13 protein-coding genes and 2 pseudogenes are annotated in these 13,603 nt (G+C 36.8%); 13 read left to right on the top strand and 2 right to left on the bottom strand.

Annotated elements, in window-relative coordinates; all coding sequences use genetic code 11:
• The first annotated feature begins 176 nt into the window (after window positions 1-176).
• On the top strand, window positions 177-2,009 hold the full coding sequence (locus tag E7A03_RS04910; protein ID WP_316073775.1) for a carbon starvation CstA family protein: 1,833 nt from the start codon (window positions 177-179) through the stop codon (window positions 2,007-2,009).
• A 223-nt stretch (window positions 2,010-2,232) separates the two neighbouring features.
• Window positions 2,233-3,858 carry an AsmA family protein gene (locus tag E7A03_RS04905; protein WP_316073773.1) on the top strand — a complete coding sequence of 542 codons (1,626 nt, stop codon included), beginning with the start codon at window positions 2,233-2,235 and terminating at the stop codon, window positions 3,856-3,858.
• A gap of 167 nt (window positions 3,859-4,025) precedes the next feature.
• Here the strand turns inward: E7A03_RS04905 and E7A03_RS04900 are convergent, their stop codons facing one another.
• The gene (locus tag E7A03_RS04900) at window positions 4,026-4,757 is read right to left on the bottom strand and encodes a copper amine oxidase N-terminal domain-containing protein (protein ID WP_316073771.1); all 732 of its coding nucleotides are present in this window, start codon (window positions 4,755-4,757) and stop codon (window positions 4,026-4,028) included.
• A gap of 475 nt (window positions 4,758-5,232) precedes the next feature.
• On the opposite strand from E7A03_RS04900, the pseudogene E7A03_RS09960 reads away from it, so the two are divergent.
• Together E7A03_RS09960 and E7A03_RS04890 are read left to right on the top strand one after the other, a co-directional pair.
• A pseudogene (locus E7A03_RS09960) lies at window positions 5,233-5,631 on the top strand (hypothetical protein); the annotation flags it as partial.
• A gap of 1,061 nt (window positions 5,632-6,692) precedes the next feature.
• On the top strand, window positions 6,693-7,151 hold the full coding sequence (locus E7A03_RS04890; protein ID WP_151189534.1) for a hypothetical protein: 459 nt from the start codon (window positions 6,693-6,695) through the stop codon (window positions 7,149-7,151).
• A gap of 522 nt (window positions 7,152-7,673) precedes the next feature.
• Here E7A03_RS04890 and E7A03_RS04885 read toward each other — a convergent pair.
• A complete protein-coding gene (locus E7A03_RS04885; RefSeq protein ID WP_278618668.1) occupies window positions 7,674-7,865 on the bottom strand; it encodes a hypothetical protein in 192 nt (63 codons plus the stop codon).
• Window positions 7,866-7,987: 122 nt separating this feature from the next.
• Between E7A03_RS04885 and E7A03_RS04880 the strand changes: the two genes are divergently transcribed.
• The 9 genes and pseudogenes from E7A03_RS04880 to cysK all read left to right on the top strand — a co-directional run bounded on the left by E7A03_RS04880 (window position 7,988) and on the right by cysK (window position 13,542).
• The gene (locus E7A03_RS04880; protein WP_128113954.1) at window positions 7,988-8,239 is read left to right on the top strand and encodes a hypothetical protein; all 252 of its coding nucleotides are present in this window, start codon (window positions 7,988-7,990) and stop codon (window positions 8,237-8,239) included.
• 46 nt (window positions 8,240-8,285) lie between these two features.
• The gene (locus E7A03_RS04875; protein ID WP_288580796.1) at window positions 8,286-8,528 is read left to right on the top strand and encodes a hypothetical protein; all 243 of its coding nucleotides are present in this window, start codon (window positions 8,286-8,288) and stop codon (window positions 8,526-8,528) included.
• A pseudogene (locus E7A03_RS04870) lies at window positions 8,494-8,916 on the top strand (hemagglutinin repeat-containing protein); the annotation flags it as partial. The gene E7A03_RS04875 and the pseudogene E7A03_RS04870, both read left to right, overlap by 35 nt.
• Window positions 8,917-9,024: 108 nt before the next feature.
• Window positions 9,025-10,236, top strand: a complete 1,212-nt coding sequence (locus E7A03_RS04865) for a hypothetical protein (RefSeq protein ID WP_316073811.1) — start codon at window positions 9,025-9,027, stop codon at window positions 10,234-10,236.
• Window positions 10,215-10,409 carry a hypothetical protein gene (locus E7A03_RS04860; protein WP_316073769.1) on the top strand — a complete coding sequence of 65 codons (195 nt, stop codon included), beginning with the start codon at window positions 10,215-10,217 and terminating at the stop codon, window positions 10,407-10,409. Before E7A03_RS04865 ends, E7A03_RS04860 begins: the two co-directional genes overlap by 22 nt.
• Complete coding sequence (locus tag E7A03_RS04855; protein ID WP_316073768.1) at window positions 10,409-10,750, top strand: hypothetical protein; 342 nt, start codon at window positions 10,409-10,411, stop codon at window positions 10,748-10,750. Before E7A03_RS04860 ends, E7A03_RS04855 begins: the two co-directional genes overlap by 1 nt.
• A gap of 303 nt (window positions 10,751-11,053) precedes the next feature.
• The gene (gene queF / locus E7A03_RS04850) at window positions 11,054-11,551 is read left to right on the top strand and encodes a preQ(1) synthase (protein ID WP_316073767.1); all 498 of its coding nucleotides are present in this window, start codon (window positions 11,054-11,056) and stop codon (window positions 11,549-11,551) included.
• Window positions 11,552-11,786: 235 nt separating this feature from the next.
• Window positions 11,787-12,413, top strand: a complete 627-nt coding sequence (locus E7A03_RS04845; protein WP_237301819.1) for a hypothetical protein — start codon at window positions 11,787-11,789, stop codon at window positions 12,411-12,413.
• Between the two features lie 214 nt (window positions 12,414-12,627).
• Window positions 12,628-13,542, top strand: coding sequence for a cysteine synthase A (cysK, locus tag E7A03_RS04840; RefSeq protein WP_316073766.1), 915 nt, complete (start codon window positions 12,628-12,630; stop codon window positions 13,540-13,542).
• Window positions 13,543-13,603: the final 61 nt, after the last annotated feature.

The raw sequence follows: 13,603 nt of genomic DNA, 5'->3' as shown, positions 1-13,603 counted from the left end.
ATAGTTATACTTAACTTTCAAAATGAGAAATTAATAATTGACACCTTGTTGATTAGTTATACAATAATGTTGTAAGTACTAACATTTTAGGAAGCCATTGTGGCATGGATACGATACATAAGTTTTATCAGTAATATTCATATACTCCATGTCACGTGATTATTGGAGGTGTTTATATGGTTATGAATGGTATTTACTTAGTTATTGCCTCCGCGTGTATTCTAATTTTAGCGTACCGCTTTTATGGGGCTTTTATAGCGGCTAAGGTACTGACATTGGATCAATATCGTCCAACGCCAGCCATGGTTCACAATGATGGTCACGATTACGTGCCAACCAACAAATGGGTAACCTTTGGTCATCACTTTGCAGCAATTGCTGGTGCAGGTCCACTTGTAGGTCCTGTTATCGCAGCACAGTTTGGGTATTTGCCTGGGGCATTATGGATCCTAATTGGTTCCGTATTAGCCGGTGCTGTACATGATATGGTTATCTTGTTTGCTTCCGTTCGTTACGATGGTAAATCGATTGCGGATATTGCTCGCGAAGAAATCAGTAAACTTGCTGGTTTTGGTGCTATGCTCGCTACCTTATTCCTATTGATTATTACCCTTGCTGGTATGGCTGTAGTAGTAGCTAACGCATTGCATAACTCTCCTTGGGGATTCTTCTCCGTATTTGCTACCATTCCAATCGCTATTTTTATTGGTATTTATTTGAAATGGTTGCGTCCTGGTAAAATCCAAGAGGCGACTATTATTGGGGTAGCCTTAATCTTCGCAGCTATCATCTACGGTCCAAATGTAGCGGCTAGCGAATATGCATCTTGGTTCACATACGACTTGCAAACCATTGAAATTATGCTTGCTGTGTATGGTTTCTTTGCAGCTGCATTGCCAGTATGGTTGTTACTTGCTCCTCGTGACTATTTGTCCACATACCTTAAAATCGGTACAATCGGTGCATTGGCTCTTGGTATTATTATCGTAATGCCTGAAATTCAAATGCCAGCTGTAACTCCTTACATCTGGGGCGGCGGTCCTGTATTGAAAGGTTCCGTATTCCCTTACATCTTCATTACTATCGCATGTGGTGCGTTATCTGGCTTCCATACTGTTATTGCTACAGGTACAACACCTAAAATGCTTACTAATGAAAAAGAAATTTTACCTATCGGTTATGGTGCGATGTTAACAGAAGGCTTCATCGCTATGATGGCGTTGATTGCTGCCACTGCATTGCATCCAGATGATTACTTTGCGATTAACTCCACAGTTGAGTCTTTCAAAGCTTTAGGCCTTCAAGTCCATGAATTGCCAGCATTGTCTGCAATGGTTGGTGAAGACTTGATGCACCGTCCTGGTGGCGCCGTATCCCTTGCAGTAGGTATGGCTCATATCTTCTCCAGATTGCCTAACATGGCTCACTTGATGGGTTACTGGTATCACTTCTGTATCATGTTTGAAGCATTGTTCATCATGACATTAATCGATGCTGGTACTCGTGTAGGTCGTTACTTACTTCAAGAATTATTAGGTCATTTCCATCCTAAATTCAACGACCAACACTGGGCTCCTGGTGTGTATGGTTGTGCCGCTTTAATTTGTATCTTGTGGGGCTACCTAGTTCTACAAGGTAATATCGGTATTATCTGGCCTCTATTCGGCGTATCTAACCAATTATTAGGTACCATGACATTGGCCGTAGGTACTACAGTTATTATGAGACTTGGCCGCAAACGCTATGCTTGGGTAACAGGTATTCCTTGTATCTTAATGGCTATCGTGGCTATCGCTGCAGACTATGAAAATGTATTCTACAGCTATATTCCTGCTGGTAAATGGATTCTAGTAGCATTTAGTGCCGCTATGTTTCTCATGATTCTTATCGTATTAATTGAAGCTGTACGTAGCTGGATTCGCTTGTCCAGTATTCCTCAAGACTATCGGACTCAAGCTGAAATCGAAGCTGAAAGCCTTGTAAAATACGGTAAAGAAGTAAAAGCATAAGATTGATTATTGCAATATATAAAGTGCACTCACATTTGTGGGTGCACTTTTAATCTATAAATTTGCTGTCTTTTTTATAAAATAGTTAGGTAATGGCGCCTTGCATGCAGAGTTTTCTGTGAGCAAGGCGCTTTTTGTATGGAAAAGAGTTTCTTATGGTCAATATGATTGATACAGGCAACACCACATGGGTATTGTGATTTGAACATGTTATAATAGGGCTATGAAACATTATATACGTTCTTATTGGACAAAATATAAACAATTGTATAAGAAAGGCCTAAAAGGCATTGCTGCCTTTCTTGCCATTGGAGCGATTATAGTCTTTGTACTAGCAACCATTGCTAGTCGTGGAATGGGCGTTATTTTTAATGAGGTTATGGCTCGACAAACTATGATGCGCGGTACGGTTACTGTTGAAAGTTTATCTGCTACACCGTGGGGAACTTTGACTTTTACAGGCCTTGTTTGGAAGGACCCAGAAGGGCATGAGTTGCTCAATGCACCAAGTGGGAAAGTCCGCGTCAATATGTGGGATGTGGTGACACGTAATTTTAAGTCCTCCGCTATCAAGGGCATTGAATTAGATGATGCGGTTATAGTCATTGACTTGGACGATAATAATCGATTGGATTTCGCGCCCATATCTCCAGATGTACATAAACCAATTAACGAGATAGAACCCCGTCCGAAAGCACCTAGAAAGACCACACAAGAACGGCAAGAGGAACTAGGTAAGAAAGTACGTAACTTTAATTGGCAAGGTCAACATTTAGATCTTAAGATTACACTTAGAAATAGTCAGTTAGAGGTTTTTAATAGAAATCGCCATTATGTGATAAAGAATGTAAACTCAAAAATTGATCTTGATAGTAAGAGGGCCATTCGTATCGATATGGAGACGGGCAAATTTGGTGGTACCGCCATAGGGGATGGTCTCGTATTAAAAGGTCGTGTAGATTTAAAGGATGTTTTAAAGCATCGCATGCCTCAACTGGATCTACAATTTGATGTGAAAGGGGTGGATCCATCATCACTAGGCTTTGGTGAAAATATTCATGATGCCATGACCTTGCTTACAAAGGTAACAGGTGATTTTAACCGTCCTTTTGCTAAAGGGCGTGTGACGATGCCTATTTTACGCATTCCTGCACTTACTTTTGAGAATGTAGTAGGAGATGTGACGTACCAAGATGGTATTTTGAATTTTGAAAACGTTAGTGCCAATGTATACAGCGGTAAATTGGAGGCTAAGGGTGTATATAATTTGGACACTCGAGCCTATACGATTACAGGCGTAGCAAAGGATTTAGATAGTAGTGTAGCCCTTAAAGCGCCTGAGTTTCTCGTGCCCGTATCGGCAAATTTGAACTTTAAAAGTGAAGGCCAACCTCGAGACATGGAGGTATGGGGGAACTTCTGGTCTGGTGAAGGGCACTATATGCTGATTCCGATTCAAAGCATTACGGGAAACTTTCACAATAAAGGGCGACATTTATCCTTTAGCGATGTGAAAGTAAATACGAAAATCACCACTATCACTACGGATGCTCTGCGTATCGATGATGGACAGCTCACGATGGGGCCGCTTAATATTACTTCTCACGGAGGCAGTAATTTCATTCTGTATGATGAGTCATTTGATGAAATTGATGAAAATATGACTCGCATTAAAGATGATATGAAACAAGCTAAGGAAAATAGTAGGCGTGCTTCTGACTCTGCAAAAGGCATCGACAAATCTGGCCTTACAGCACCGGACATAAAAGAATCCATGAAGGATTTGAAGCGGAGTATGGATACGGCAAAAGATAGCTTAGATAATCTGTCAAAAAACAGTAAGCAATAAACTGTATTGAGCCGTAAAGGGTGAGAAGAAACAATAAAGTAATAATATAAAGTAACGGAAATAATAAACTAGCAGAAATCAAAAAAGAAGGAAATTCATCATGGTGATGAGTTGCCTTCTTTTAGTTATAAGGTGCTAAATTATATGTAGCTATACGAAAGATTTTATTATCTGTTTAATCCATTAGAGCGTACATATTCGGTATTTTCTGTGTCTTTGGTATCTGTTTTGGTGTTAGTTCGTTTTACCGTAATAAGAGGTTTCTTTTCTTTGGTTTCCTCTTCTTCGTATGGAATTACTTTATCTCCTTGATCCGGTAAGAATGTTTCGATACCGTTTCGTTTGCCTTTTTGCGTGTTAGTGTCAGCGGCCAATTGACTTTGTTGTGGAACGATGTAAATTTCGTCTTTATTGATGGTTACATCATTTAACAAGAGTTTGAATGCGTTCGGACTTACATACAGAATTCCGTCTACCATACGTGCTGCAGGCAGTAAAGATTCGGATGTATCAAGGTTGATGATTTGTAATTTACCCTTGCGCACGACTTGTTTAGAGTCCGGTTGTACCGCTAATGTAGCAATGTTCATGTCGATCAATGCTGTTTTAGTAGGGGCATCCCAAGATACTTTGTAACCTAATGCTTCTGATACTTGACGCAATGCTACGAGTGGTTGTCCGTCAACATAGATAACATTTGGTTTATTATCTATGGGCTCTAATAATATGCCATCTACATTGATATAATGCTGTGTCGTTACTGATGCAGGTTTTTTTAAACTCCGTGTCGTTGTAGCTGTCTCCGTTCCGACTGCTGCCTGGGCAGGTTGCACCATTCCGCTTGTGAAAGCTAGCGCTCCAACGGCTATACCGGATAAAATCAGTTGTTTTAATTTCATGGTAACCTCCATTGTGTATAAAACGTAACGATAAATCATAATGGGTACTATAACATGGATATATGAATATTATATTATAAATTTTAATTTTATAAAACTAATAAAAGCAAAGGAATAAATTTATCGATTTTATACCTAGGCTTGATTTAAAAATATATTTATACCAGGGGCTGTTATAGATAGTACAGTAGACACTAATAAAAATAAATTATCCACTAAATCATTGGATGTTAAAGATGTTGAAAATACGGCAGAATATACGTCTCGTAATTTAGGTATGAGTTATAATCACGTAGGTAATTTTAAGAATCTTAGTAAAGCAGGAAAAGATGCTGTGTGGAACACATTGGGCACATTACCTAATCTGTTACCAGATTCTAGTAAATCTAGTTCTTCCACTACAAAATCTGCTATTTCAAATGGTACAATAGAAGTACGAGACGCTAACTTTAATATGCAAACACTGTCTCGAGATACAAATACTAGTTTAAATAAGCTTGATGAAATCTTTGATAAAAAGAAAATTGAAGAACGTCAAGAATTATCTAAGGTATTTGCAAAAGAAGCCTTTGGTCAATTACATAATTGGAATCCGACCTCAAAAGAAGGTAAAGCGGCAAAAGCAATAGCCCATGGTGTAGTGGCGGAAATATCTGCTCGTATGGCAGGAAATAAACCGGGTAGTGGTTTTTATGCGGGTGCCACCAATGAGGCATTAATTGGAGAAATTCAAAAAATTGCTAAAGAAAAACCTGATGTAGCTCAAACATTAAGTGCTTTACTCGGTGCTGCTGTAAATGGTAGCTTAGGCTATTCCTCTGTAACAGGTGCAGCTGAAGCACAATATGGGACTAAATGGAATCAATATTTAACAACAAATCCAGATACAATATATTTGGCAAAAAAATATTTAAAGAAAAAGAACGGAGAAAGTTTAAGTGAGAGTGAAGTAATATTCCTTTTGGGGGTTTTAAGGAATATAGCTGAAAAAGATAGTGATAAAGCTAAATCCTGGAAGATAATGTCAGAATCATATTGGGATTTATCTCATTGGGAGAATTTTCTTATTTCATATGGCAATTTATCCTATCAAAGTATCTCTGACTTTGAACATCATTATAGTTTATTGAAGAATGAGAAAATTAGACTACAAAAAGAGTTAGTCAAACAAGGATATGAGTTTACTGATGTTGTAACGGCTAAAGATATTTATGTTGATGAAGATAGAAGAGCCTTGGATGAAGCAATAAGATTAGAGAAGGAAAAGGCTATTGATGTTAATAAAGAAAGAGATGTTAATAAACGTCAGAATATAATTCACTACACAGCAAAGGAAGCTGGTATGGCTTTTGAACGTAATGTACTTAAATCTGAATTCCCTGTGTTAACAGTTTTTTTTGAAAAAATGAGAACTGGGAATGGCAGTATGGAAAAGTATAACTCGAAAAGTATTTTAGCAAAAACAATTGCTCAGTCTAAAGGCATTAATGATATTTTAGTTTCTTTGCGTGATGAGAATTTTGATAAGGATACAAATAGTGTTTTAAAACGTATTGATATTAATTTTGCTAAGACTGAGAAGGGTGGCGGATGGTCCGATTTAGGTGCGTCGGTAGGAAGAATGGCTATTAGATTAAAGGTTATAAGGCATGGTGATTATTATGATGTCAGACTTTTAGGTTTCGATAGGTCTAATTATGAATATAAAGAAGATGCTAGTGATATAAGTAATAAGTGGATTAGATGGGCCAATAATTTCTTTTATGATTTACAACAACAAGGTTTAATTACTCCGTTTTCTTTTGAGGTAACTTCTAATTTTTACTTCAATAAGGCTACTGGAAAGGTATATACTAAATGATAATACTAAAATCTTTACTGAAGAGGGTGGGTTATTTTGTAATTATATTTATTAGTATTGTAGCTATATATATAATGACCTATGCTGCGTCTACAACAACTTTTTTAGCTTCTTCTAATTATGATTCTGCTCTCGGTAGGGATGCTGGTTATCTTGATGATATGGATTATGATTTACGTGTTCCAGGCGAAATACTGACTGTTGAAGTTTATAATGACTATGAAATTGCGTGTTTAACATCCTTTGGTGGCATTTTTGTGAATGGTAATGAAGGACGTATTCGATATCTTGTTGAGATCGATGATAGAGCATCTCTTTTAAAAGAAATTGCTTCTTATAAAGACAAAGCAAAGGAGCGACAGGTTGTAGTGCTTGAGGACAATCAATTGTTAAGTGATAAAGAGAAAAAACTCTATCAAAAGTTACTTGATAGAGTTGATAAGCGTCTTCCTACTTATGTAGATGTAAATCGAGAGCCCAAATGGCTTCAAGTACTAAGAAATATAACAGGAATTGATAAAAGCTTAATGTAATGGTTTCCTATATATAGTCGGTTGATGATAATTTAGGCTACGATTTGGAAAGAGGTAGATAAGTGACATCTCAAGATTTGATTATAATATTGGGGGGGATAGCTTTACTTCCTGATTTAGTCTCTGAGTTAAAATCTGGGTTTGTATTTTTTTATTGATTATAGTTTGTATGGGAATTTCTTTGGTTGAAATGTACTTTATGCTTAAAAATGATGAGTTTGAAAGTGATAAAGTAAAGTTCTATCAGTTTAATTTTAAAGCAGGCGTATATGTTTGGTTATTTCTAATGATTATATATATGTATATGTTTTAACCTACTATTAGATAGTATTTGTTATTGATAATAGTAGATCTATTAACTAAGTTTAATGCTAATATCAGGTGCATAAACTCCAAAAGGACGCTATAATTTAATCTTCAGTGGTTTATACTGAGTGATTTAGAACTATAGCGTCCTTTTATATTCCGTTCATTTGAGGTATGAGAGGATGTTACATATATGTCATAGAGATGAGAGCGGTTTTATTTCATGCGAACTGCTTCAGCAAATTCGTATTCGGTCATGAGTTTTTCTTCCAAGATGATTTCTTTGATAGAGTAACTGAGTTTGTAAGCTTCCTTTATCACTTGAGCACTCTTGTCGTAGCCACTGTATGATGTTAGATATATACATTTATAAAAACAGCATTTATCATAAATGGTAATTCGAAGCAACAAAGATACTATGATAATGGAGGCAATCTAATTGTAGATATCGAGTACACACATTCTGGTGATAATCACGATTTCCCACATAAGTATATTTGGTTAGAAAATTTAGGAAGGAGTAAACATAAATGAGTAACTTGGATATTTCTTTGTATGCAAAAATTATTGAAGGCTTGACGTATAACAGGGAATTAGAAATATATTATAATGATTTTACATATGGGATTGTTACTTATGGGGAATTATGGCAATTATGGAAAGATAAAGAGCTTTTGGTTGAATGTAATGATTTTTTACCTTTATTAGAAAATCCATTAATAAATGGTAGCAGTTTGAAGGATATTATAGAGGCGAGAGATTGTGGATTACTTTTAATGTAAAAAACTATCGTAGATATGGATTATAGTCTAATATAATGTATTTCTTATGAATCGATATGCGAATACAGCAACAGCAAATGTTGCTGATTATAAAACCAAAGTAGGCGAAGCTAATATAAGTAAGGGAAATGCAGAGTTAGCTGATTTAGAAAATGATAAAGCTGGATATAAGGCTAAGAAACGTGCTAAAGCAGGTAATCTTGTAAATATTCGTGTAAGTATTGGCTCTAGTAGTAGTCGAAGTGAGTCTTCCTATGAAGCAAATACATTTGATGGGGGGCTCTATTGAAAGTAATGGTGATATTACAATTGAGGCTAATAGTGCAGACTCTATCAAAGGAAATATTAAAGCTGTTGGTGAAACAATTTCCGGTAAAACAGTCAAATTAGTGGCTTCTAATGATGTATCTTTACAAGCGGCAACAAATACAAGTGAAAAGCTTGAAAATGCTAAGAGTAAAGGCTGGTCTGTTGGGGCTAATATTAGTGTTGCTGGTGGCGGTATACTAGGTTTTGATGCTAGTGCTAATGCTGCAAAATAAAAGAGTAATACAAAGGTAACAACACATACTGGTACTATTGTTGTAGGTTCGGATGCTGTTGCTATTACATCTGGAAAGGACACCCATATCAGTGGTTCCAAGGTAATTGGTAAATCTGTAACAGCCAACGTAGGTGGAAACCTTTCCATTGAAAGCTTACAAGATACAAAGACATATGTAGGTGAAAGCTCTAATAAAGGGTTTAGTGTATCTACAAATGCGGGTTCTCTAAGTAATGTATCTATGAGTTCAAGCAAAGGTAAAATGAAAAGTGATTATACAAGTGTTACTGATCAAGCGGGTATATATGCAGGTGATGGTGGATTTGTAATTAACACGGCCGAAACAACATCATTAGCAGGGGCTGTTATAGATAGTGCAGTAGACTCTAATAAAAATAAACTTTCTACTGGATCATTAGTTGTTAAAAACATTGAAAATACGGCAGAATATAGATCTCGTAATGTAGGTGTGAGTTATAATCACGTAGGTGATTTTAAGAATCTTAGTAAAGCAGGGCAAGATGCTGTGTGGAATACATTGGGTAAACTACCTAATCTGTTGCCAGATTCTAGTAAATCTACTTCTTCCACTACAAAATCTGCTATTTCAAATGGTACAATAGAAGTACAAGACGCTGACTTTAATATTCAAACACTGTCTCGAAATACAAAAGAAAGTTTAAATAAGCTTGATGAAATCTTTGATAAAAAGAAAATTGAAGAACGTCAAGAATTATCTAAATTATTTGCAAAAGAAGCTTTTGGTCAATTACATAATTGGAATCCAACCTCTAAAGAAGGTAAAGCTGTAAAAGCGATAGCCCATGGTGTAGTCGCTGCTGTAAATGGTAGCTTAGGTTATTCACCTGTAACAGGTGCAGCTGAAGCACAATATGGGATTAAATGGAATTATCAAGGCGCGATGAAGATTACTGGAAAGATTGTACCAGAGGCCAAATATCAGGCAATTAAACAAAAGGATGGTAGTAATCGTTTCTATAAAGCTATTGATGATATGACTAATGTCGTTGAAGTTAAAGAGTCGGATCTACCTCGAGGCGCAATTGTTTGGTATTATTATGGAGATAATTTTATTGGGGATGGGACTGATATAGGTGAAACATTCATAAAATATAATGGGGAATTACATTCTGTAGAAGGACATTTCAATTTAAAATATGATACACGAGATAACAGTGTTGTATACTCGAAACTCGACCAATCGGCAAGAGAAAGTCTTATAAAAGCAGGGATGAAGCTACATTCAGTTTCAAATGTAATTTATGGTGAAGATAATAACGGTAATATTGATCGCTTTAAGCTTACAGAGACAACTAAACGAGTAAGAAATAAGACTATGGAGCAAAATATCAATACATTTTTGGAGAATAGTAATAAGGAGCATAATGAGGAATACTATAAGATTACCAAATGTACAGTGGGCGTGAACTAGCAAAGGCATGGGAAGCTGATTTAATTCCTGTAGCTACTGGATTAGGTGGCGGACTTGTAGGAAGTGGTGCTGGCCCTGTAGGGGCTTTTGCTGTTGGTGTTGCTGGTGCAACATTTGGCGATCGCATTAAAGATGAAATTAAATTTAATTTGAAAAGGGATGTAGATAAGTAATGTATCAAGATCTGATTATAATACTTGGTATTATAATCCTCATATACAAACTTATTACGCATAAAGGTAAGCTTAGTTTAGCTCGAATTATCTATACTTTTAGCTTAGTACTCGGGTTTGGAATATTTTTCATACGTAATTTAATATCTCCATTTACTATGTTGTTTTGGTGGATATTTTGTATGGGGATTTCTTTAGTTGGAATGTACTTTATGCTTAAAAATAATGAGTTTGAAAGTGATAAAGTAGAAAAATATCAGTTTAATTTTAAAGCTGGCGTATATGTTTGGTTATTTCTAGCAGCTTTATACATATATTTATATATTTTGACCTATTATTAGATACTCTGACCGTACATATAGCAAGATCTATTGATTAATGTATAATGCTAATATAAGGTATATGAATCTAAAAAAGGACGCTATAGTCTAATCTTCAGTGAGCGGTATTACTGAATGGGTTGGAGCCATAGTGTCCTTTTAGTTTTTATGGATTTGATGTTTGAGAGCATGTTATTAGATGCATTAGTTGTTACTAACAGTTTAACTAGATCTGAGGGAGGACTTTTTTAGCACTACGTATGATATAATTTATTTATATTGAATGATTTTGCAGAATTTATATTTTATAGAAAGAGGTTCCTTATGGCATCCGGCAGATCTGAAAAAGAGTTACAAGGGGTAACGATGTTAGGTCACAAGACCGATTATCCTATTGATTATGCGCCACAGGTGTTAGAGGCGTTTGATAACAAGCACCCAGATAATGAATACTTCGTTAAGTTTAATTGTCCTGAGTTCACCAGCTTGTGTCCTATGACAGGTCAACCAGACTTTGCGACAATCTATATTTCTTATGTTCCAGATAAGAAAATGGTAGAGTCCAAGTCTTTGAAGTTATATCTATTTAGTTTCCGCAATCACGGGGACTTTCACGAGGACTGCATCAACATCATCATGAAAGATCTCGTAAAGTTGATGGAACCAAAATATATCGAGGTTTGGGGCAAGTTTACGCCTCGTGGTGGTTTATCTATCGATCCATACGCAAACTATGGCAAGCCAGGTACCGAGTGGGAAAAGACTGCAAAAGAGCGCCTTCACTTCCACGATATGCAGCCAGAGCGTGTAGCATACCGTTAATATGGCATACGAATATTTAACAATGGTCACATCGTTTATAATGTTTTTTATGATCGGTGTGACCTTGTCTATACACCCTGCGTCGATTATGGTAGGGTCAAATACCTATATAGAATCACAAAGCAAATGGACTCGATGGAATGGCTATATTATTTTTGTGTTGCTCCTATTTGTTATGGACCTGTTCCTAACAAATGCTGTATATCTAGCCTTTTACGATATATACGGCAACCTTATGAACATAGGTCATCTTGATGTTGATTTTATGGATATTTTCTTTAGTGAAAGTTTCCAAGTCATTGTAGCTATCATGTTTTTGCTTGTGTTATTCCAAGTTTTGGGGCTTGTCGATGTAGCACATGGTGAAAGAAATCTATCCTTTTACTACAGCCAAGTAGAGTCAGGCAAGGATCAGCCATCTTGGATGGAGCGATACATGGAAGGTGAGAAAGGATCGCTGGGAGCAAGTATAATAGGACTCCTATACATGCTCTGGATGACCAAGAGGAGCATGTGGACATATATTGTCTGCGTTGTGTGGTTCAAGGTTTTAGCTATGCTAGTGAATGTACTAGTCTCACCCGTTATCAATTGCATTATGCATGAAAATAATGAGCTGTCTACGCATCTACTGCTAGATCCTTATATAATTTCCTATGTAGTAGCAGGCTTCTTATGGGGCCATGTAGCGTTGCATCATGATTTTAGTAAACTATCTGGTTTGGCTAAGAGCGTTGCCATATCCTTAGTTCCTCGTCTAAGTGTATTGGTGGGAGCCGTTCTTTTTATTGCTTTGGCTCTAGCCATCATATTGGTGCCTATCACTTGGGATATCGTGGTGGACATTCTTACAAGTAAATAGATGAACCTAGTTATTTCCTGTATTTTGGGGGTTTTAAAAGCTATTCTCATTCTCTTGACAATGGATTAATACAGATGATAGAGTATGGTTGTATTAATTAGAATACATAAACGGTTATATCCCGTGTATAGTGAATAACAAGGTGAAATATAATATCGTCCTTGGGATTTTCCTAAGGGCGATTTTTATCATCTATCGCTAGATGGAGGATTAGATGAGCATAGTAACAAACCAAACAACTGAACTTATCGGTAAAACACCGGTATATCAATTACCAAATACTAATATCTATGTAAAACTTGAGAAATATAATGTAGGTGGATCTGTAAAAGACCGTGCCGTACTCGGCATGTTGCAGGCTGCAAAGGCGCAAGGTCGCATTCACGAAAATAGTATTATCGTAGAAGCGACGAGTGGAAATACGGGGATTGCTCTTGCTATGGTAGGCGCTATTCTACATATTAAAACAGTGATTATCATGCCTGAAAGCATGAGTAAAGAACGTCGTGAACTGATTAAGGCTTACGGGGCACAACTCATCTTAACTCCAAAAGAAACTGGCATGAAGGGGGCTCTTGAACGAGCAAACGAAATTTTAGAGAAGTATCCAAGTGCTTTCACCTTGGGCCAATTCGTAAATCCTGCAAATCCAGATATGCATTACCGCACGACGGGTAATGAAATTGTAGAACAAGTGCCAAATGTCGATGTATTTATAGCGGGTATTGGCACGGGTGGTACTTTCACAGGCGTTACAAGACGATTGAAAGAACATAATCCTAATCTAAAAGCCATTGCTGTAGAGCCAGCGGGATCTCCTGCTATTACCGAAGGTAAGGGCGGCCCTCACAAAATACAAGGTATTGGGGCTGGTTTCATTCCTGAAAACTTTGACCAAAGCTTGATGGACGGCGTGCAAACTGTAAGTGATGAAGAAGCCTTTAGTGAGGTGCAAACCTTTATGCGTGAAAGTGGTATCTCTATTGGTCTTTCCGCGGGGGCGGCCATTGTAGCGGCAAAACGCATGGCTCGTGAATTACCTAAGGCGAATATCGTCGTGATTGCCCCAGATGGAGTAGAGAAATATTTATCCCTTTTGGACTTCGGCAATAATGAATACGTGAAGTAATCGATTTCGAATAGATGAACTAATAGTTTTATATCGATAAAATGCCTTATATATAGGAATA

It is taken from the genome of Veillonella parvula (assembly GCF_032472435.1).
In the GTDB taxonomy this organism is placed as follows: Bacteria; Bacillota; Negativicutes; order Veillonellales; family Veillonellaceae; genus Veillonella; species Veillonella parvula_N.
Note: the sequence above shows the minus strand (reverse complement) of the source record. Positions and strands in the feature narration are given on the sequence as shown.

Coding starts and splice junctions, on each gene's coding strand:
- E7A03_RS04910 (WP_316073775.1), top strand. CDS start 177: ATGGTTATGAATGGTATTTACTTAGTTATTGCCTCCGCGTGTATTCTA.
- E7A03_RS04905 (WP_316073773.1), top strand. CDS start 2,233: ATGAAACATTATATACGTTCTTATTGGACAAAATATAAACAATTGTAT.
- E7A03_RS04900 (WP_316073771.1), bottom strand. CDS start 4,757: ATGAAATTAAAACAACTGATTTTATCCGGTATAGCCGTTGGAGCGCTA.
- E7A03_RS04890 (WP_151189534.1), top strand. CDS start 6,693: ATGACCTATGCTGCGTCTACAACAACTTTTTTAGCTTCTTCTAATTAT.
- E7A03_RS04880 (WP_128113954.1), top strand. CDS start 7,988: ATGAGTAACTTGGATATTTCTTTGTATGCAAAAATTATTGAAGGCTTG.
- E7A03_RS04875 (WP_288580796.1), top strand. CDS start 8,286: ATGAATCGATATGCGAATACAGCAACAGCAAATGTTGCTGATTATAAA.
- E7A03_RS04865 (WP_316073811.1), top strand. CDS start 9,025: ATGAGTTCAAGCAAAGGTAAAATGAAAAGTGATTATACAAGTGTTACT.
- E7A03_RS04860 (WP_316073769.1), top strand. CDS start 10,215: ATGTACAGTGGGCGTGAACTAGCAAAGGCATGGGAAGCTGATTTAATT.
- E7A03_RS04855 (WP_316073768.1), top strand. CDS start 10,409: ATGTATCAAGATCTGATTATAATACTTGGTATTATAATCCTCATATAC.
- queF (WP_316073767.1), top strand. CDS start 11,054: ATGGCATCCGGCAGATCTGAAAAAGAGTTACAAGGGGTAACGATGTTA.
- E7A03_RS04845 (WP_237301819.1), top strand. CDS start 11,787: ATGAACATAGGTCATCTTGATGTTGATTTTATGGATATTTTCTTTAGT.
- cysK (WP_316073766.1), top strand. CDS start 12,628: ATGAGCATAGTAACAAACCAAACAACTGAACTTATCGGTAAAACACCG.